This is a genomic window from Amycolatopsis mongoliensis, assembly GCF_030285665.1.
In the GTDB taxonomy this organism is placed as follows: domain Bacteria; phylum Actinomycetota; class Actinomycetes; order Mycobacteriales; family Pseudonocardiaceae; genus Amycolatopsis; species Amycolatopsis mongoliensis.
The window spans coordinates 759,779-777,660 of sequence record NZ_CP127295.1; the positions used below are offsets into that span (position 1 = coordinate 759,779).

Consider the following 17,882-nt stretch of genomic DNA (forward strand, 5'->3'; position numbering starts at 1 on the left):
TCAGTACTCCACATTCTGGCTGCGCCGCCGGATGACGGTGATCTCGTCGCGTTGACTGCCGATCGGGCCGTAGTAGTTGAAGGCGTAGGTCAGCTGGGCGTGCCCGCCCGCCAGGTGCGTGGGCTTGACCAGCAGCCGGGTCATCGAGTTGTGGTAGCCACCGCGCTTTCCCTTGCCCTTGCCGGTTTTCTCGGTCTTGGGGACGTTCACCGTGCGCTCGGGCGAGTGGTACTGGAACACCGTGCCCTCGGGCATCCGGTGACTGACGACCGCGCGCGCCACGACCACGCCGTTGCGGTTGACCGCTTCGACCCAGTCGTTGTCGGCGACGCCGATCTTGGCGGCGTCCTCGACGCTCAGCCAGATCACCGGCCCGCCGCGCGAGAGCGCGAGCATGAGCTCGTTGTCGTGGTACATCGAGTGGATCGACCACTTCGCGTGCGGGGTGAGGAACCGGACCGTGACCCCGCCGTCGGCGAGTTCGCCGGGCTTGCCGAAGTGCCGGGCCATGTTCAGCGGCGGCCGATAGCCCGGCAGGTGCTCGCCCAGCTCGGCGACCCAGTCGTGCTCGACGAAGAAGTGCTGCCGTCCGGTGAGGGTGTGCCACGGCTTGCGCCGCTCGACGTTGATGGTGAACGGCGAGTACCGGCGCCCGCCCTTCTCCGAGCCCGACCACTCCGGACTGGTGAACACCGGCTGCGGCGCCTGCTGGGTGGCCGCGTAGGTGACGTGGTCGGTCTCGTGGCCCTCGACGAGGTCGGTGAACGGCTGCCCGGTCCGCTTTTCCAGCTGCAGGAAGCCTTCATGGGCGACACGGCCGTTGGTGGTACCCGACAGCGCGAGGATCGCCTCGCACATCCGGTCCGCTGTGGACAGTGACGGCCGCCCCGCGAAGGGGCCGTCGGGCACGACGCCGTTGCGGCGGCGCAGGTACTCCAGCTCCGGGGTGACGTCGACGGTGATGCCCTTGGTCGTGGTCCCGAGCTTGTCCAGCAGCGGGCCGACCGCGCGCATCTTGGCGCCGATGAGGGTGTAGTCGCGCTCGACCTCGACCAGCTTCGGCATGGTCACGCCAGGGACCGGGTCGCATTCACCGTATTTCCAGTCGCGCACCCGGCCCGACGGCGTCGCCAGCTCGTCCGGGGTGTCGTGCTGCAGCGGCGCGGCCAGCACGTCCCGGCGGGTGCCGAGGTGGGTGACCGCGAGCTCGCTGACCTTGTCGGCGAGCGCGAGGAACGCGTCGTAGTCGGTGTGCACCTCGCCGGGCGGGGCGACGGCCGGCGAGAACGCGTGCACGAAGGGGTGCATGTCGGTGGTGGAGATGTCGTGCTTCTCGTACCAGGTGGCCGCCGGCAGCACGATGTCGGAGTGCAGGCCGGTGTTGGTCATCCGGAAGTCGATCGTGGTGAGCAGGTCGAGCTTGCCGGTGGGGGCCTCGTCGCGCCACGCGACGTCGCGCGGGCGTTCGCCCGGCCCGCACTCCTCGGCCGAGGCCAGTGAGTCGACGCCGAGCAGGTGCTTCATGAAGAACTCGTTGCCCTTGCCGGACGAGCCGAGCAGGTTGGCCCGCCACAGCGTCAGGCAGCGCGGGAAGTTCGCCGGGGCGTCCGGGTCGTCGGCCACCGCGTGCAGCCGTCCTTCCCGCAGTTCGTTGACGATGTGCTGGGCGGTGCTCACCCCGGCGGCCGCGGCCTCGTCGGGCAGGTCGAGCGGGTTGCGGTCGAACGCGGGGTGGCCCGGTGACCAGCCCATCCGCTGCGCGGCCGCGACGGTGTCGGCGAAGGTCATCCCGGCCAGCCGGCCCTGCCCCAGCGGGGACGCGAGCTCGTCGGCGGGCACCTTCTCGTAGCGCCACTGGTCGGTGTGCAGGTACCAGAACGGGGTGCTCGCCTGGTGGCGCATCGGGCGCTGCCAGTCGAAGGCGAAGCTCAGGTGCTGCTGCCCGGTGAGCGGCCGGGCCTTCTCCTGGCCGACGTAGTGCGCCCATCCCCCGCCGTTGACGCCCTGGCAGCCGGTGAGGGTGACCAGCGCGATGAACGCGCGGTAGGTCATGTCGGAGTGGAACCACTGGTTGGCGCCGGCGCCCAGCGCGATGAGGGACCGGCCGTGGCTGCGCTCGGCGTTGCGGGCGAACTCGCGCCCGATCTTGGCCGCCATCGCCGCGGGCACGCCGGTGATCCGCTCCTGCCAGGCGGGGGTGTTCGGGGCGCCAGCGTCGTCGTAGCCGGTGGGCCAGTCGCCGGGCAGGTCGCCGCGGCGCACGCCGTACTGGGCCATGACCAGGTCGAAGACGCCGGTCACCAGGTGGTCGCCGACGCGCACGACCGGGACGCCGCGACGCATCGTGGCGCCGCCCTCGGTCTCGCCCACGTCGAACCGGGCGAGGTCGACGGCGACCGCTTCGGTGGCGTGGTCGAGCACGCCGAGCGCGGGCACGACGTCGCCCAGGTCGAGGTTCCACCGGCCCTCGCCCTCGGCGCCGTAGCGGAACCCGAGGGAGCCGTTGGGCACCACGGGTCCGCCGGTCGCGTCGTCGAGCAGGACGGTCTTGTGCTGCGCGCTCGCGTCGCCGTCGCCGAGGTCGGCGGCGGTGAGGAACCGGTCGGTGGCGTACACACCCGGCTCGCGCTCGCGCAGCGTCACCAGGAACGGCAGGTCGGTGTAGGACCGGACGTAGTCGGTGAAGTACGGGACCGGGCGGTCGCGGAAGAACTCGGTGAGCACGACGTGGCCCATGGCCATCGCCAGCGCGCCGTCCGTACCGGGGTGCGGGGCCAGCCAGTCGTCGGCGAACTTGACGTTGTCGGCGTAGTCGGGGCTGACCGCGACGACCTTGGTGCCGCGGTAGCGGGCCTCGGCGAGGAAGTGCGCGTCCGGGGTGCGCGTGACCGGGATGTTGGAGCCCCACATGATCAGGTAGGTGGCGTTCCACCAGTCGCCGGCTTCGGGGACGTCGGTCTGGTCGCCCCACACCTGCGGTGAGGCGACCGGCAGGTCGGCGTACCAGTCGTAGAACGAAAGCAGTGTGCCGCCGAGCAGCGCGTGGTAGCGGGTGCCGGCGGCGAAGGAGGCCATCGACATCGCCGGGATCGGCGAGAACCCGACGACGCGGTCGGGCCCGACGGTCTTGGTGGTGTGGACGTGCGCGGCCGCCACCATCGTCGTCGCCTCGTCGAAGGTGGCGCGCACGAACCCGCCGCGGCCGCGCTGTCCTTTGTAGGCCTCGGCCTTGCGCGGGTCTTCGACGATGTCCGCCCACGCCGCGACCGGGTCGCCGAACCGCTTCAGGCCGGCCCGGAACATGGTGAGCAGCGAGCCCCGCACGTAGGGGTGCCGCACCCGCGAAGGCGAGTATTCGTACCAGGAGAACGACGCGCCCCGCGGGCAGCCGCGGGGCTCGTAGTCGGGGCTGTCCGGGCCCGTCGTGGGGTAGTCGGTGGCCTGGTGCTCCCAGGTGATCAGGTCGTCCTTGACGAAGACGTTCCACGAGCACGACCCGGTGCAGTTCACGCCGTGGGTGGAGCGCACGACCCGGTCGTAGCTCCACCGGTCGCGGTAGAAGGACTCCCAGGCACCGGAGTCGATCTGGTGCAGGGTGCGTCCGTGATCGCCGACCGTCTCCTTGGTGAAGAACCGGCGGGCGCCGAGCAGCGGTCCGTGGCCGGGAACGTGATCGTTCGCGGGGACTGGTCGAGTGGACAAGACGCGACTCCTCCGGGCGGTCCGGCTCGGCGACCCCGCCTCACCGCGACACCACCCTGGCGTCAGCCGCACGGCACCCAGCCTGCGTGACAGCGCCGGGACGATCACGATGCGAATGTCACCCCTCGCAGGGACCTTCGTCCTTCGCTCGCCCAGCCGGCACGGACGGCGTTACCCTCGACCGAGAACGAATCATCGCGGGACGAGGAGGTCACCGTGGCTGGCAAGTTCGAGGTGTATCGGGACAAGGCCGGAAAGTTCAGGTTCCGCCTGAAGGCCGGGAATGGTGAGGTCGTCGCCGTCGGCGAGGCCTACGAAAGCAAAACCGGTGCGAAGGCCGGCTGCGAAGCCGTGCAACGTGCCGCCGCCGGGGCGCCGATCGTCGAGACGGATTCCTGAGTAGACACACCGTCAGGCGAAGTGGTTGTCCTCTCTGGGTGGCGCTCGTCGAAGTCCGATCGGCACCACCCAGGGACGCCGGCGACCCCGATGACCCGCTCCCACGCGGAAAAGTACCGATCGACCTGGCCCGGAACCATCCGGAGAACTCCCCCTCGCCGTCGCCCTCCATGATGAACATCCAGTCGCCTGCCCGCCAGAGCAGGATGTCCCAGCTTTGCTCCGCGTCCGTGTACGGGTCCTCAACAGTTCCCGTTGGCACGTCGGAAATCGACCACGTGCGCAGGTCTCTTTCCACGTTCGTCCACCACGGGAACCCGGCGACCGAATCCAGCCCCGAGGCCACGACGTAACGGACCGAACGAAGGAGAAGTGCCTGCCGATGGTGCGGGTGCCGCTACGGCAGTGGCGCGGGATCGGGTGCGGATGCCGTGGCCAGGACGCGTCGCAGGCCGTCGAAGGTTGCCAGGACTCGTCGGGCCTCCTCTTGCATCGACTGCATCGCAAGGTCCTCTGCGGCGTCGATGGTGAGGGCCTCTTCCCACAGCGCTTGTTCGGCCAGACGCCAGGCCGGTTTGTCGGTGACCTCGACGTCCACGAATCCGGCGCGCGGTAGCTGCCTGAGCAGATCCAGCTGCCGCATTCGCGGGGACAGTCGCTCGTCGGTCGTGTCCAGGGCTTCCCAGCAGGTGATGACCATACGCCCGCCGGGGAGGAGAACCCGGCGGCACTCCCGCAGTGCGTCCAGCTTCGGCTCGGCGAACTGCAGGGAGTCGACGATGAGCACCGCGTCGACCGACGCCGGGCTCAGGCCCGTGCCGGTCAGCTCCCCCACCCGGAAGTCGGCCCGGTCCGCCAGCCCCAGCGCCTGAGCCCGACGCCGAGCCTGCTCGATCGCGACCGCCGAGAAGTCCACCCCGGCGACCCGGCAACCACTGCGCCGCGCGATCTCCAGCCCGTACCCGCCGCGACCGCACGCCAGGTCCAGCAACGCCTGCCCGTCGCGCAGGTCGAGCGCCGCCACCACCTCGTCGAGCCCGGCTCCGCTCAGCAGACTGGTGGACTGCAGGCCCGGCGGAAGGCCGAGCACGCGCCGCACGAGCTCGTCGGCAACCGGCGACTCGATCCGATCCGCGTACCAGCGGTCGAACTCCGCAGCGCTTCCCGTCACCCTCCGACCATCCCACATCGCCGCGGGCAGGAGCAGTTTTCGGAGCGGCCGGACTCAGCCGTGCAGGGCGCTGCCCGCCTGCCAGGCGTTCCAGCTGATGGCCCAGTCGCCGTGGCCGTTGTTGATGGTCAGCTGCGGGCCGCCCGAGTTGGTGATCTCGACGACGTCACCGACGTTGAAGTTGTCGAAGAACCACTTGGCGTTCTCGGTGTTCATGTTGAGGCAGCCGTTGGAGACGTTGTCGCTGCCTTGCACGCCGACCGTCTTCAGGTTCTCGTGCAGGTATTCGCCGTCGTTGGAGATCCGGACGTCCCAGTTCTCCGGTGCCTTGTAGTAGCCGGGGTCACCCTCGCACACGCCGTAGGTGCAGGAGTCCATGATCGTGTGGTCCACCTTCGACAGCACGGTGTGCGTGCCGTTGAACGTCGGCGTCGGGCCCCGCGGCGGGGTGTCGACGGTCTTGCCCATGCTGATCGGCGCGGTCTTCACCAGCTGCCCGTTGTGGAATGCCTTGATCTGGTGCGTCTTGCCGTCCGCCTTGGCGATCCAGGAGTCGTGCACCTTGTAGGTGGCCGAAACGTCCTGGCCGCCGTACACGCCGCCCCCGATCGGCATCCCGAAGGTCGTGGTCTCGAGCTTCACGGTCGAGCCGGCCTTCCAGTAGTCCTTGGGCCGGAAGTGCACTTCGCGCTTGCTCACCCAGTACCAGCCGCCGTCCTGGGCGGGCGTGGACGTCACCTTGAAGGACTTCTCCGCCGTGGCCTTGTCGGTGATGTCGTGGTCGAACTTCAGGCCGATGATCAGGCCGACGCCGAAATCGCCCGACGCCGGCTGGAAGAGCGAGGCCGTGGCGACCCCGGACGGCTTGAGCGTGTGCACTTCCCCGTGCTGCTCGGTCGCCGCGCCCGCCTGGTTCACCGCGGTGGCGGCCACCTGGTACGTGGCCCCGTATCGGAGGCGATCCTTGCTGGTCCACGTCGTCTTGTCCGGCGACAGGTCACCCTCGACGCCGTTGCCGGTCTGCGGGTTCGTGACCGTGACCGCCTGCAACGTGCCCCCCGATGCCTTGACGACGATCGGGTCCTTCGGGCTCAACTGGTCCCCGCCCTCGAAGGCCACCGTCGCAGCCGGCACCCCGGGCACCGTCGCCGTCCCGGCCGCGCCGGCTGCTCCCACCGCTTGCGCAGTCCCCGCGGTCTCGGTCTGTCCACTACATGCGGCCAGCAGTACGGCCACCAGGCCGAGCCCGGCGATGCGGATCGTTCTCACGATCCACAAGACGTGCCACCCCCGCCCCAAGTTGTGTAACGATCCGGTTTCTCGAGGACACGTCTCGCCCGAGGCCGGAGGTTGACCTATGTCAGGATCCTGACATACAGTGGCTCGTGTCAGGAACCTGACACGAAGAGAAGGAGCAGCACCATGCCCGCCACCGGTCCCGACTTCATTTCGCTCCAAGCGCGCGACCTCGACGCTTCGCAGGCGTTCTACGAGCAGTACCTGGGTCTCGTCCGCTCACCGGCCGGACCTCCGCACGCCGTCGTCTTCGAGACGAAGCCGATCGCGTTCGCGCTCCGGGACGTCGTTCCCGGCACCGATCTCGCCTCCGTCGCCCAGCCCGGCATCGGTGCCGCGATCTGGCTCCACGCCACCGACGTCCAGGCCATTCACGATGCGCTCGTCGCCGACGGTCACCCCATCGTCTCCGCACCGATCGACGGCCCCTTCGGCCGGACATTCACCTTCGCCGACCCCGACGGCTACCGGATCACCCTGCACGACCGCGCCTGATCAGCCGGCCACCCCCGCCGTCAGTCGCTCAGCCGCTCCGGATCGGCGTCGAGCGCGTCGAGCACCGCTTCGCCGTTCGTCCTCGCCCACTCGGTCAGCAGGTGGATCGGATCGATCAGCGTCGCCCCGAGCGGGGTGAGCTCGTACTCGACGCGGGGCGGCGCCTCGGCGTAGGCGTGACGGCGGATGAGCCCGTGCGCCTCGAGCCGTCGCAGCGTCTGGGTGAGCACCTTGCGGGAGACACCGCCGATCAGCTCGATCAGCTCGCCGTGGCGCACCGGGCCCTGGCTGAGGCCGTAGAGCACGACCGCCGTCCACTTGTCGGCGATCAGCTCGATCGTCAGACGCGCCGGGCAGTCGGCGAGAAAGGAACCGCCGGGACCGAAGCCGCTCATGGCACCCAAGGTACCTGCGGGTTCCTATCGGAAACCTAGCCTGGGGCTCTCCCCCCTTCGAAGCAGGAGAGTCATGCGAGCCATCACCCAGCAGGCATTCGGCGGTCCCGAGGTGCTCACCGCCGTGGACGCACCCGAGCCCCGGCCGCTGCCGACCGAGGTCCTCGTCCGGGTCGCGGCGATCGGGCTCAACCCACTGGAGGCGCGCCTGCGCGCCGGGGAGTTCCCGCTGCTCGGGCCGCCGCCGTTCGTGCTCGGCTGGGACATCAGCGGCGTGGTCGCCGAGGCGCCGCAGACGTGGCGGCTGCGGCCCGGCGACGAGGTGTTCGGGATGCCGCTGTTCCCGCGGGTGGCCAACGCGTACGCCGAGGTCGTGGCCGCCCCGGCGTTGCACCTGGCGCGCAAGCCCGCCTCGCTCTCGCACGCCGAAGCGTCGGCGCTGCCGAGCGTCGGGCTGACGGCGTGGCAGGGCCTCGTCGACCTCGGCGACGTGACCGAAGGCGACCGTGTCCTGGTCCACGGCGGCGGTGGCGGGGTCGGCCACGTCGCGATCCAGATCGCGAAAGCGCTCGGCGCGTACGTGATCACGACCGCCGGCGGAAGCAAGCGGGAGTTCGTCGAGGGGTTCGGCGCCGACGAAGTGATCGACTACACGGCGGTCGACTTCGCCGAGGCGGTCCGCGACATCGACCTCGTGCTCGACACGATCGGCGGCGACACCGTCGAACGCTCGCTCGGCGTGCTCCGCCCGGGCGGTCACCTGGTGACGGCGGTCGCCGAGGAGGGTTCGGAGCTCGCCGCGAAGTTCGAAGCGGCCGGTATGCGCTTCAGCGGCATCGCGGTCGACCCCGATCCGGTCGCCCTGCGCGGTCTCGCCGACCTCGTCGACCAGGGCAAGCTCCGGGTCCACGTGCAGGAGACGTTCCCGTTCGAGCGGGTCGCCGACGCGCACCGGCTGCTCGACCGCGGCCACCTCCGGGGCAAGCTCGTCCTCACCGTCTGATCCCTGCCGCCGCACCGAAGGACATGGCTAAGCTCGAATCCTCGGTTTCCCCTCTCGGAGGTTCTCGTGGAGCGCCTGGTTCCCGACGTCGCGGGCGTCGACGCGGCTCTCGCCCGCCGGATGCTGGCCACGGCCGGGTGCCCGGACGCGGATCGCATCCCCAAGGTCGGGCACGCCGGGGAAATCCGCGACCACGAAGGCGGCCGGGTGCAGGTCATGCACAACGGCCTGCTCGTCGAGGAGGGCGGCTACTACGGCGCCTGGATGACCGAGACCATCCGCGCCCTGTGTGGACACCACGAACCGCAGGAAGAGCTTGTCTACCACCGCATCGTGGAGCGGCTGGCCACCGAGGGCGGCGAACCGGTCATGATCGAGTTCGGCAGTTTCTGGACGTACTACGGTCTCTGGTTCTGCCACGCCATCCCGACCGGCCGGGTCGTCGCGCTCGAACCGGATCCCGCCTACCTCGATGTCGGACGCCGCAATGCCGGGCTCAACGGCTACACCCACCGCGTCCGGTTCGTCCAGGCGGCGATCGGTGACGAGCCCGGCGAATCGATGGACTTCGAGGCCGAGAGTGACGGCAGGACGTACCCGCTTCCCCAGCACGACCTCGCTTCCCTGATGAGCGAGGCGGACGTGGCCCGGGTGGACCTCGTCCTGGCCGACGTCCAAGGCGCCGAAACCATCCTGCTCGAGCGGGCGCGCGGCGACTTCGAAGCCGGCCGGGTGCGGTTCCTCGTCGTCTCGACCCACCACCACTCCATCTCCGGCGATCCGCTCACCCACCAGAACGCCCTTCGGCTCCTGCTCGACGCCGGCGCGCACGTCGTCGCCGAGCACACCGTCGGGGAATCCGTCAGCGGGGACGGCCTCATCGCGGTCTCCTTCGACGCGCGCGACAAGGATTTCACCGTCCCCGTCAGCCATGCGCGTTACCGCGAATCCTTCTTCGGCGAAACCGAACACGACCTCGCCACCGCGCTCACGGCGAGGGCCGACGCCGAAAGCGCCTGGAAATCCGCCGACGAATACGCCAAACGCCTCGAGCGGGAACTGGCCCGCGTCACCGCCGAACGCGACCACCTCGAAGCCGAACTCGACGCGCTTGGCCACCGGGCGACGCCGGGGCACCGGGTTTGAGGCGGCCGTCCCCGTGGTACTGACGGGGATCATGCTGTCCCGCTTTGGAGGGTGCTCGTGCAGATCCAGGTCAACACCGACCACAACGTCCACGGTGGCGAAGGACTGGCCACCTACGTGACCACCGACCTGGAGAACAGCCTGTCCCGGTTCGGCGGTTGGCTGACCCGGGTGGAGGTGCACCTGAGCGAGGACGGCGGCGGGAAACCGGACGACAAGAAGTGCGTGATCGAGGCGCGGCCCGGTGGCAAGCAACCGGTCGCGGTCACCCACCACGCGACCACTGTGGACGACGCCTACGCCGGAGCGGCGCACAAACTGGGGAGGGTGCTGGACTCCCGGTACACCCGCGCCCACGACCACAAGGGCAGCGACAGCATCCGGCACATGCCCGCGCCGGAGGACCCGGAGCAGGTCGGCGCGCTCGCGGACGAGCCGCGGGACTGAGCCCCGGGCGACGGCTCGGCCACCGCGCAGGAGCTTGGTCAGGAACCGGGTCGGCGCGGTGGCGCGGGCCGCGGAACGGCCCTTTCCAGCCACACGGAATCCGGGCCGCCGCCGGCGTCACTTTCCTTTTCAGGTAGGTGAATCCGTGGCGGACGTGGAACTTCGCCGCCCGGTCGTTTCCCGCCACGTGCCCCCTGTCCCCGGTGACCCCGCGACCGGATCACCGGCGCCCGATGGCGGTGCAGAGCCGGTCCCAGTTGCCCGAGGCGATCCTCAGCCGGTCCGCGTCGCTCAGCGGGGTCTGCGTCAGGAGGGCGCGTGCCCGGCCCGCGGTGCGGTGACGAAGGGGTAGTCGGTCGAGAACAGGCTGCGGTCGAAGACCCCGCTCAGGACGAGGTGGAGGATCTGCACGCCGCTGTGGTCACCAGGCCGCTGGTTGCGTCGCACGCACCGTATCGGAGGCCAGACGCCGAACCTCTGTCGGCAGCACCAGCATTTCAGTCCCTGCTCCGACTGTCACGAAGCCGCCGCCACACCAGTCCGACGCCGGCGGCCAGCGCACCGGCGACAAGCGGCCACCACGTCCGGAGCGGCTGCTGGTGGATCAAGGTCACCCCGGTGAACGAAATGACGAGAAAGAGAACGAAAGTACCGAGGAAGTCCTTTCCGTTCCACTTCGGCGGTTCACCTTCGGTCATTGCCAGCCTCACTGTCGAATCTTCATAACCGCGGGTTTGCCACCGCTTGCCCCCCGGGCTAGCCTGCCGGCCCTTGCTTCTTGAGTCCCCACGCTTCCCAGCGTCGTCCGTCAGGATCGAGTTGCTCGTACAGCGCGCTGGTGTGCTCCGCCCCGGTGAGCATCGCGACGGCGTTCTGCTGCTGCCGATTCAGCGCTTCCACCTCGGTGCGCAGTGCGGTGATCCGGCGGCGCAACCGCAGCCGGGTCCGCCACGGGTGCCAGAGCATCGCCAGCAGCAGACCGGTGGCGGCCGTCTGGTACTCCTGCGTCGCGCGGGCGAGCCGATCCGATTCGGCGCCGAGCACGCCGCCGATGCGGCGGTCGATCGTCGTCATCAGCGTGCTGTCGAGGAGGCGCTCGTGGGCGCCCCCGGCGAAGTCGGCCACCCGCCGGGGCATCCCGGCGACGAGGACCGCGGTCAGCAAGTCCGCGAGCGCGTCACGCAGGGCCTGATGAGCGTCGGCACCGTCGTCGAGGAGGGCGGCGACACCCAGTTCGACGGCGATGGACGGCCGGCGGTCGTTGCCGGACGGGTGCGGGGCCGCGCCGATCCCGATGCCGCGGACACCGCCGCTGATCTCACGCACCTTCGCCAGGTGGCGATGCACCTCGGCGCGCACCTGGCGCCGCTCCTGGATCTTGGTGAAGTAGTTGGTCAGCGCCGCACCGACGACGCCCCCACCGGTGGTGTAGGCCAGTTCGACCAGACCGGGCACGGAGACCGCCCTTCCCCCAGCGATGGGACAACGCCTCCGGACATCGTGTCAGAACAGGGTCGCGGGCTCGACCGGCTCCGGCTCGGGCAGTGGGTCGAGGCCGGGGACCAGCGCTCGCACGTCGTCGTGGAAGCGGCGGGCGAGGGACGGTGCGTCGTTGTTGTCGGGGGTGTGCACGAAAACCGTCGGCGACCGGCCCTCGCGCAGCCAGCCGGCGACCACTTCCGTCCACGGCCGCCACCCCTCGACCGTCTCCTCGACCGAGTCCCGGCCCAGGTAGCGGACGATCGGCTGGTCGGTCAGCGCCCGGGTGCGCCGCGGCAGCCGCGGTTTCTTGGCCCAGGCATCCTGCTCGGCCTCGCTGGCCGGCGGGCTCCCGAAGAAGACCGTGGTGTCGAACGGCACCCACTCGGCGCCCGCGTCGGCCAGCGCTCCTTCCAGCAGCGACGTCGAACCGGCGTCGGTGAAGAACGCGGGGTGGCGCACCTCCACGGCGCGCCGGCGGCCGGCGGGGAGCCGGCGCAGGAAGCGGCCGAGGGCATCGACGTCCGAGGGGCCGAACGAACCGGGCACCTGGGTCCACAGGACCGCCCGTTCGCCGAGGGGTTCGATCGCGTCCAGGAACGCCCGCATCTCGGTCTCGACCCCGGCGAACCGGCGCTCGTGCGTGACGACCTTGGGCACCTTGACCACGAACCGGAAGCCGGGGCCGGTCTGCTGCGCCCACGTCGCGACGGTCTCCCGGGCGGGGGTCGCGTAGAAGGTGGTGTTGCCCTCGACCGCGTTGCACCAGCCGGCGTAGGCCCGCAGGCGCTCCTTGGCCGGCAGCGACGGCGGCAGGAACCGCCCGGCCCACGCCTTGTGGGTCCACATCGCGCAGCCGACATGAAGACGTGCCACTCCCTCAGCTCCCCTCGATCGAAGTCACCACACGTGCGGGATGAGCCGGGCGCGCTTCGCCGCGAACTGCCGGTAACGGTCGCCCAGCGCATCGTCGAGGGCGCGCTCCTCGAGGCGGATGCGGTGGATCAGGGCGATCAGCACCACGCCGAGCGCGCCCGCCACGCTGACCCAGTTGTCCACGACCAGGCCGCCTCCGGCGAAAGCGAGGAGCAGGCCGGCGTAGCCCGGATGCCGCAGGACGCGGTAGGGACCGCGGTCCACGACGGGCTGATCTTCGCTGGTCCGGACCGTCACGGTGAAGTACTTTCCCAGACTGGCGAAGGACCACCAGCGCAGCAGCAGGCCGAGCCACCCGATCAGGATGCCGAGCGTGAACCGCCACGCCCCTCCGCCGATCGCGGCGGCCGGGACGACCGCGCGACCGATCGGCCACAGCAGGATCGCACCGAAGAACACCAGCCTGAAGACGATCTCGGCGCGCAGGTCGACGAGTTCGGCGCCGCGGCGCGTGCGGAACGCCTGGACGAGCTCGCCCGCCGCGAAGGCGCCGACGCTGATGACCACGACCACCAGGGCCACGGTCGGCAGCTCTCCGGAAGGCGCAGGCACACCGCCATTGTCGCCGAACCGGCGGACACCGCGTCGAGCCGGCGGGCGCTACCGCAGCCGGTCGCGGCGGCGGGTCAGGGAGGCGGTCTCGGCGGTGTTGCCCGCCAGGTCGATGGCCTTGTCGTACGCCGCGCGCGCCTGCCCGCTCCGGCCCAGCCTACGCAGCAGGTCGGCGCGGGTGGCGTGGTAGGCGTGGTAGCCGGCCAGCTTGTCCTCGAGCCGGTCGACGGCCGCCAGTGCCACCTCGGGTCCGTCGAGCTCGGCGACCGCGATCGCCCGGTTGAGGGCGCTCATCGGCGAGGGGTCGACGCGGACGAGCTGGTCGTAGAGCGCGCGGATCTGCGCCCAGTCGGTGTCGCGGATGTCGCGCGCGGAGGTGTGCACGGCGTTGATCGCGGCGAGGATCTGGTAGCGCCCCGGAGCCACCCCGGCGGCGGCCGCGGCGAGGCGCTCGCGCACCAGCCGGTGCCCCTCGGCGATCAGTTCCGCGTCCCAGGCCCCCCGGTCCTGCTCGTCGAGAGCGACGAGTTCGCCGCCGGCCGAGACCCTGGCGGAGCGACGGGCCTCGACGAGGAGCATCAACGCCAGCAGCCCGGTCACCTCACCGTCGTCCGGCAGGAGGGCACGGATCAGGCGGGTCAGCCGGATCGCCTCGGCGGTCAGGTCGTGCCGCACCGGGTCGGTGCCGGGGCCGGTCGCCAGGTAGCCCTCGTTGAACACGAGAAAGAGGACGGCGAGCACGCCGGAGACGCGGGCCGGGAGGTCCGCCGCGGACGGCACCCGGTACGGGATCCGCGCCGCCTTGATCTTCGCCTTCGCGCGGGTGATCCGCTGCCCCATGGTGCTCTCGGCCACCAGGAAGGCGCGGGCGATCTCGGGCATCGTCAGGCCGCCGACCATCCGCAGCGTCAGCGCCACGCGGGTCTCCATCGCCAGCGCCGGGTGGCAGCAGGTGAAGATCAACCGGAGGCGGTCGTCGTCGATGGCGCCGAGAGGCTCGGGCAGGGCGTCGTCCAGCATCCGGGCCTCCTTCTGCTTGTCGTCGCGCTTGTTCTCGCGGCGGATCCGGTCGATGGCCTTGCGGGTGGCGGTGGTGGTCAGCCAGGCGCCGGGGTTGGGGGGCACGCCGTCGGCCGGCCACCGCTCGACGGCGGTCGCGAACGCTTCGGCGGCCGCTTCTTCGGCGATGTCGAGGTCACCGAAACGCCTGGTCAGCGCGGCCACCACCCGGGCCCACTCGCCGTGGTGGGCCCGGGTGACCGCCTCTTCGACGTCGCTCACCGGAACGGCCGCACCTCGATCTTCCGGTCGCAGACCTTCGACGCCTCGGTGGCGAGCTCGAGCGCCACGTCCAGATCGGGGGCCTCCCACACCCAGACGCCGGCGAGGTACTCCTTCGACTCCACGAAGGGCCCGTCGCTGAACACCGCCTGCTCACCCCGGTTGTCGACGACCGTGGCCGCGTCGGTGTCCGCGAGCCCGCCCGCGAAAACCCAGTAGCCCTCGGCGATCAGGCGTTCGTTGAACGCGCTGATGGCGGGCTGCCGGTCCGTGCTGCCGGGATGGGTCTTGTCGTCGATCACGGAAACCAGGTACTGCATCCGGAGATCCTCTCCTGTCGAGTCGGGCTGCGTGCGGGACTTCAGGCAGGTGCATACCGCGGACGCCCCGCCGGCCGGAAGACCTGGGTCGTCACGCCCTTCGAGTCGACCCGCGACTCGACCAGGTCGAGCGCGAGATCCGGGCCCGTCTCCGGGAACAGTCTCGCGCCCTGGCCGAGGATCACCGGGACCACGAGCAGGATCATCTCGTCGACCAGGCCGTGCTCCAGCAGCCACCGGGTCAGCGTGCCACTGCCGTGCACCTGCAGCTCACCCCCGGGCTTGGCCTTCAGCTCACCGATGGCCGCCGCGAGGTCACCGCCGAGAACGGTCGTGCCCGCCCAGTCCGGCGCGGTGAGCGTGGTCGAGGCGACGTACTTGGGGGTCTCGTTCAAGGCCACGCCGATGGGGTGCGTGCGCGCCGGTCCCCAGGAGCGGGCGAACAGCTCGTAGGTGCGCCGGCCGAACAGGAACGCGTCGGCGCGCTGGTAGGTCTGGGTGATGAACGTCCTGGTCCCGTCGTCGCCCGCACCCCGTGCCCATCCGCCGCGGTCGAATCCGTTCCTGCGGTCCTCGTCCGACGCACCGCCGTTCCCCTGCGTCACTCCGTCGATGGTGACCTGGGTGATGGTGGTCAGCTTCATGGTCGCCGCTCCTTTGCCTCGACGACGCCCCTCGTGGGCGGCCTCACCCCTGCTACGAACGCCCACTCCCCGATCCGACAGCCCCTCCCGGATTCTTTCGGGAGGGGCTGTCGGGGAGGCCGACGGCTCAGGGCCGTTCGGCGGCGCAGGGGGCGCAGGGGGCGTAGAGATGGAGCAGGCAGGTGCTGCCGAGGGCGGCGGTGAACCGGAGCCTGAGGACGGTCGGAAGCGGGCGACGCGGTCGCCGTGCTGGATGATCTGCCTGCGGACGAGAGCCGCGTTTTCGGCCTGGACCACCCGAGCACCCTCGAGACGCGGGGCGAGCCGGAGCGGGCGGGCGACCTCGCGGGAGCAGTTCTTGCCCACGGCGGGTTGCCGGCCGACCAGCAGCGGATACTCGGGCTCGACCACCCCACACGATCGCCACCCACAGCAACTGGCGGCTCGCCAGGCGGAGCGGGAAACCGGATCGGCGCGCGGTCACCGCGTACCAGGGGTTCTCGCCCAGCGCCTGCAGGTACCGGCGCGGCCGGATCTGACGCTGTGCCGCTACGGCACGGAGGTCACCGGTGGGCGCGGCGACCGGACGGGTCGTGTGCCCGCGAGCCGGGGCGCCGGTTCGGGGTGGGCTCGGTCTCGCTGTCGGCGGGGGACGCCGGGGTGTACACCGGCTGGCGGAACAAGCTTCCGTACCGGCTGTCCTGGGGCGTCGCGAGCGTTCCGGGACGGGGCTGCTCGGCGATGGGGTGGCTGAACAACGAACTGTCGATGGTGGGAGTACTGATCGGGAGATCCTTTCGTGGAGACCGCCGGAGAGGCGGCGTCGGTCATACGGGCTGCGGTACGCCGGCCTGGTGTTCGGTGGCCGGGCCGCGGTCCGCGAGCAGGTGCGTGCTGTCTTCGGTGGTGCCTTCGTCCGCCGCGGTCGTGAGGGCGTGCTCCGCCGCGTCCGCGCCGGTTTCCGGCGGGACGACGAGCAGGGTCAGCCGGCGGCGGTCCCAGCTGATCACCGTCAGGCTGCCGGCCCGTTGCGATCGGAACCCCTCGAGCCGGACGACGTGCCCGTCGACGGTGAGGCGGCGAGCGGGTGCCGGCCACTCACCGAGCTGGTAGGTGACGCGGTCGATCCGCCCCAGCCGGGAGCCCAGCGCCGCGAGCAGCGAGGGCAGCTCGGCGGCCAGGTCACGGGTGCGGGGCCACCACGCGCCGTCGGCGTGCCCGGTGGCGGGTGCCGCAGGCTTCAGCCGCAGACGTGGTTCGGTGGCCGGTACGGAGGTAATGCGGGTGTTCGAGTCCGACGCCATGTCGGTGCTCCCGTCCCCGGCTGTGAAGATCGGCCGGATTGGGACCGAGGACGGCGCAGGTTCGATCACTCGCGCACGAAATGCTCTCGGACACCACCCAGCGTACACGACGCTATCGCTGAGTGTGTTAAGACTGGCTTCTAGCAAAGGGGCCCTCGTGGACCAGCTCAGTCTCGGCGTCATCGCGCACTCCCGCAAAGAGAACGAACGGCGCCTGCCGATCCACCCGCACCACCTCGCCCGGATCGACGCCGATCTCCGGAAGTCCATCTACCTCGAACACGGCTACGGCGAACCCTTCGGCGTGCCCGACGAGCGTCTCGCGGGCGCCGTCGCGGGGCTGCGCACGCGCGAGCAGCTCATCGCCGAGTGCGACGTCGTCCTGCTGGCCAAGCCGCTCGCCGAGGACGTCGCCGAACTGCGGCCCGGCCAGGTGCTGTGGGGCTGGCCGCACTGCGTGCAGGACGTCGAGCTGGCCCAGCACGCCATCGACCGGCGGCTGACCGTCATCGCCTTCGAGGCGATGAACCACTGGCGCCGCGACGGGTCGTTCGGCCTGCACGTCTTCCACAAGAACAACGAGCTGGCCGGCTACTGCTCGGTCCTGCACGCCCTGCAGCTGATCGGGTCGACCGGCGACTACGGCCGCCGGCTGCGGGCCGTGGTGATCGGCTTCGGCGCGACGGCCCGCGGCTCGGTGACCGCGCTCAACGCCCACGGGATCCACGACGTCGACGTGCTCACCGCCCGCGGCCTCAGCGCGGTCGGCTCGCCGATCCATTCCGCGACGATGGTGCACATCGACCACGACGCGAACAACCCGGGCGACCTGCGACGCAGCCACGCGATCACCGACCACGGCCGGGTACCGCTGGCCGGGTTCCTCGCCGAGCACGACATCGTCGTCAACTGCGTGCTGCAGGACACCGCCGCGCCCCTGACCTTCCTCATCGAAGAAGACCTCGCCGCCTTCGCCCCCGGCAGCCTCATCGTCGACGTCTCCTGCGACGAAGGCATGGGCTTCAGCTGGGCCCGGCCCACGACCTTCACCCGGCCGACCTTCCCGGTCGGGGACGGCATCACCTACTACGCCGTCGACCACAGCCCGTCCTACCTGTGGAACTCCGCGACCTGGGAGATCAGCGAAGCCCTGCTGCCGCACCTGCGTCCGGTCCTTTCCGGACCGTCCACATGGGACGATCACGAGACCGTCCGGCGCGCCGTCGAGATCCGGGACGGCACGATCTGCAACCCGGCCATCCTGTCCTTCCAAGGGCGTTCACCGGACTACCCGCACGAACGCCGCTGAGGG

The 17,882-nt window shown here is 70.7% G+C and carries 19 protein-coding genes; 6 read left to right on the forward strand and 13 right to left on the reverse strand.

The window, feature by feature from the left end:
* Positions 1 to 3,702, reverse strand: a complete 3,702-nt coding sequence (locus tag QRX60_RS03615) for a nitrate reductase subunit alpha (RefSeq protein ID WP_285999373.1) — start codon at positions 3,700 to 3,702, stop codon at positions 1 to 3.
* Positions 3,703 to 3,918: 216 nt separating this feature from the next.
* Between QRX60_RS03615 and QRX60_RS03620 the strand changes: the two genes are divergently transcribed.
* A complete protein-coding gene (locus QRX60_RS03620) occupies positions 3,919 to 4,101 on the forward strand; it encodes a YegP family protein (protein ID WP_285999374.1) in 183 nt (60 codons plus the stop codon).
* Between the two features lie 397 nt (positions 4,102 to 4,498).
* Here the strand turns inward: QRX60_RS03620 and QRX60_RS03625 are convergent, their stop codons facing one another.
* Both QRX60_RS03625 and QRX60_RS03630 read right to left on the reverse strand, forming a co-directional pair.
* Entirely contained in the window at positions 4,499 to 5,272 is a 774-nt protein-coding gene (locus QRX60_RS03625) for a class I SAM-dependent methyltransferase (RefSeq protein ID WP_285999375.1), read from the reverse strand.
* Positions 5,273 to 5,326: 54 nt separating this feature from the next.
* The gene (locus tag QRX60_RS03630; RefSeq protein WP_408630253.1) at positions 5,327 to 6,499 is read right to left on the reverse strand and encodes a L,D-transpeptidase; all 1,173 of its coding nucleotides are present in this window, start codon (positions 6,497 to 6,499) and stop codon (positions 5,327 to 5,329) included.
* Between the two features lie 195 nt (positions 6,500 to 6,694).
* Here QRX60_RS03630 and QRX60_RS03635 point away from each other — a divergent pair, with 195 nt between their 5' ends.
* Entirely contained in the window at positions 6,695 to 7,063 is a 369-nt protein-coding gene (locus tag QRX60_RS03635) for a VOC family protein (protein ID WP_285999376.1), read from the forward strand.
* A 20-nt stretch (positions 7,064 to 7,083) separates the two neighbouring features.
* Here QRX60_RS03635 and QRX60_RS03640 read toward each other — a convergent pair whose 3' ends face one another.
* Positions 7,084 to 7,458 (reverse strand): winged helix-turn-helix transcriptional regulator, encoded by a 375-nt coding sequence (locus tag QRX60_RS03640; protein WP_285999377.1) that lies wholly within the window; start codon positions 7,456 to 7,458, stop codon positions 7,084 to 7,086.
* Positions 7,459 to 7,531: 73 nt separating this feature from the next.
* On the opposite strand from QRX60_RS03640, the gene QRX60_RS03645 reads away from it, so the two are divergent.
* The 3 genes from QRX60_RS03645 (at position 7,532) to QRX60_RS03655 (ending at position 10,054) form a co-directional block, all read left to right on the forward strand.
* Positions 7,532 to 8,461, forward strand: a complete 930-nt coding sequence (locus QRX60_RS03645; RefSeq protein ID WP_285999378.1) for an NADP-dependent oxidoreductase — start codon at positions 7,532 to 7,534, stop codon at positions 8,459 to 8,461.
* A 66-nt stretch (positions 8,462 to 8,527) separates the two neighbouring features.
* Positions 8,528 to 9,607, forward strand: coding sequence for an FkbM family methyltransferase (locus QRX60_RS03650; RefSeq protein WP_285999379.1), 1,080 nt, complete (start codon positions 8,528 to 8,530; stop codon positions 9,605 to 9,607).
* A 57-nt stretch (positions 9,608 to 9,664) separates the two neighbouring features.
* Positions 9,665 to 10,054: an HPF/RaiA family ribosome-associated protein gene (locus tag QRX60_RS03655; RefSeq protein WP_285999380.1), complete on the forward strand. Its 390-nt coding sequence runs from the start codon at positions 9,665 to 9,667 to the stop codon at positions 10,052 to 10,054.
* Positions 10,055 to 10,360: 306 nt separating this feature from the next.
* Here the strand turns inward: QRX60_RS03655 and QRX60_RS03660 are convergent, their stop codons facing one another.
* The 9 genes from QRX60_RS03660 to QRX60_RS03700 all read right to left on the reverse strand — a co-directional run bounded on the left by QRX60_RS03660 (position 10,361) and on the right by QRX60_RS03700 (position 16,570).
* The gene (locus QRX60_RS03660) at positions 10,361 to 10,501 is read right to left on the reverse strand and encodes a hypothetical protein (protein ID WP_285999381.1); all 141 of its coding nucleotides are present in this window, start codon (positions 10,499 to 10,501) and stop codon (positions 10,361 to 10,363) included.
* A gap of 50 nt (positions 10,502 to 10,551) precedes the next feature.
* Complete coding sequence (locus QRX60_RS03665; protein WP_285999382.1) at positions 10,552 to 10,752, reverse strand: hypothetical protein; 201 nt, start codon at positions 10,750 to 10,752, stop codon at positions 10,552 to 10,554.
* A 58-nt stretch (positions 10,753 to 10,810) separates the two neighbouring features.
* Positions 10,811 to 11,509, reverse strand: a complete 699-nt coding sequence (locus tag QRX60_RS03670) for a hypothetical protein (RefSeq protein WP_285999383.1) — start codon at positions 11,507 to 11,509, stop codon at positions 10,811 to 10,813.
* A gap of 48 nt (positions 11,510 to 11,557) precedes the next feature.
* Positions 11,558 to 12,382, reverse strand: coding sequence for a DUF72 domain-containing protein (locus QRX60_RS03675; protein ID WP_286003490.1), 825 nt, complete (start codon positions 12,380 to 12,382; stop codon positions 11,558 to 11,560).
* 51 nt (positions 12,383 to 12,433) lie between these two features.
* Positions 12,434 to 13,021: a methyltransferase family protein gene (locus tag QRX60_RS03680; RefSeq protein ID WP_285999384.1), complete on the reverse strand. Its 588-nt coding sequence runs from the start codon at positions 13,019 to 13,021 to the stop codon at positions 12,434 to 12,436.
* Between the two features lie 48 nt (positions 13,022 to 13,069).
* A complete protein-coding gene (locus tag QRX60_RS03685; protein WP_285999385.1) occupies positions 13,070 to 14,302 on the reverse strand; it encodes an RNA polymerase sigma factor in 1,233 nt (410 codons plus the stop codon).
* Positions 14,299 to 14,622: a YciI family protein gene (locus tag QRX60_RS03690; protein WP_285999386.1), complete on the reverse strand. Its 324-nt coding sequence runs from the start codon at positions 14,620 to 14,622 to the stop codon at positions 14,299 to 14,301. Before QRX60_RS03690 ends, QRX60_RS03685 begins: the two co-directional genes overlap by 4 nt.
* Before the next feature lie 41 nt (positions 14,623 to 14,663).
* Entirely contained in the window at positions 14,664 to 15,266 is a 603-nt protein-coding gene (locus tag QRX60_RS03695) for a dihydrofolate reductase family protein (RefSeq protein WP_285999387.1), read from the reverse strand.
* Positions 15,267 to 16,093: 827 nt separating this feature from the next.
* Positions 16,094 to 16,570: a DUF5994 family protein gene (locus QRX60_RS03700; RefSeq protein ID WP_285999388.1), complete on the reverse strand. Its 477-nt coding sequence runs from the start codon at positions 16,568 to 16,570 to the stop codon at positions 16,094 to 16,096.
* Between the two features lie 157 nt (positions 16,571 to 16,727).
* On the opposite strand from QRX60_RS03700, the gene QRX60_RS03705 reads away from it, so the two are divergent.
* The gene (locus tag QRX60_RS03705; RefSeq protein ID WP_285999389.1) at positions 16,728 to 17,879 is read left to right on the forward strand and encodes a N(5)-(carboxyethyl)ornithine synthase; all 1,152 of its coding nucleotides are present in this window, start codon (positions 16,728 to 16,730) and stop codon (positions 17,877 to 17,879) included.
* The last annotated feature ends 3 nt before the right edge of the window (positions 17,880 to 17,882 follow it).

Bases quoted from the DNA above. Each gene is read 5' to 3' on its own strand.
- QRX60_RS03665 (WP_285999382.1), bottom strand. From the start codon at position 10,752: ATGACCGAAGGTGAACCGCCGAAGTGGAACGGAAAGGACTTCCTCGGT.
- QRX60_RS03640 (WP_285999377.1), bottom strand. From the start codon at position 7,458: ATGAGCGGCTTCGGTCCCGGCGGTTCCTTTCTCGCCGACTGCCCGGCG.
- QRX60_RS03700 (WP_285999388.1), bottom strand. From the start codon at position 16,570: ATGGCGTCGGACTCGAACACCCGCATTACCTCCGTACCGGCCACCGAA.
- QRX60_RS03690 (WP_285999386.1), bottom strand. From the start codon at position 14,622: ATGCAGTACCTGGTTTCCGTGATCGACGACAAGACCCATCCCGGCAGC.
- QRX60_RS03695 (WP_285999387.1), bottom strand. From the start codon at position 15,266: ATGAAGCTGACCACCATCACCCAGGTCACCATCGACGGAGTGACGCAG.
- QRX60_RS03675 (WP_286003490.1), bottom strand. From the start codon at position 12,382: ATGTGGACCCACAAGGCGTGGGCCGGGCGGTTCCTGCCGCCGTCGCTG.
- QRX60_RS03645 (WP_285999378.1), top strand. From the start codon at position 7,532: ATGCGAGCCATCACCCAGCAGGCATTCGGCGGTCCCGAGGTGCTCACC.
- QRX60_RS03635 (WP_285999376.1), top strand. From the start codon at position 6,695: ATGCCCGCCACCGGTCCCGACTTCATTTCGCTCCAAGCGCGCGACCTC.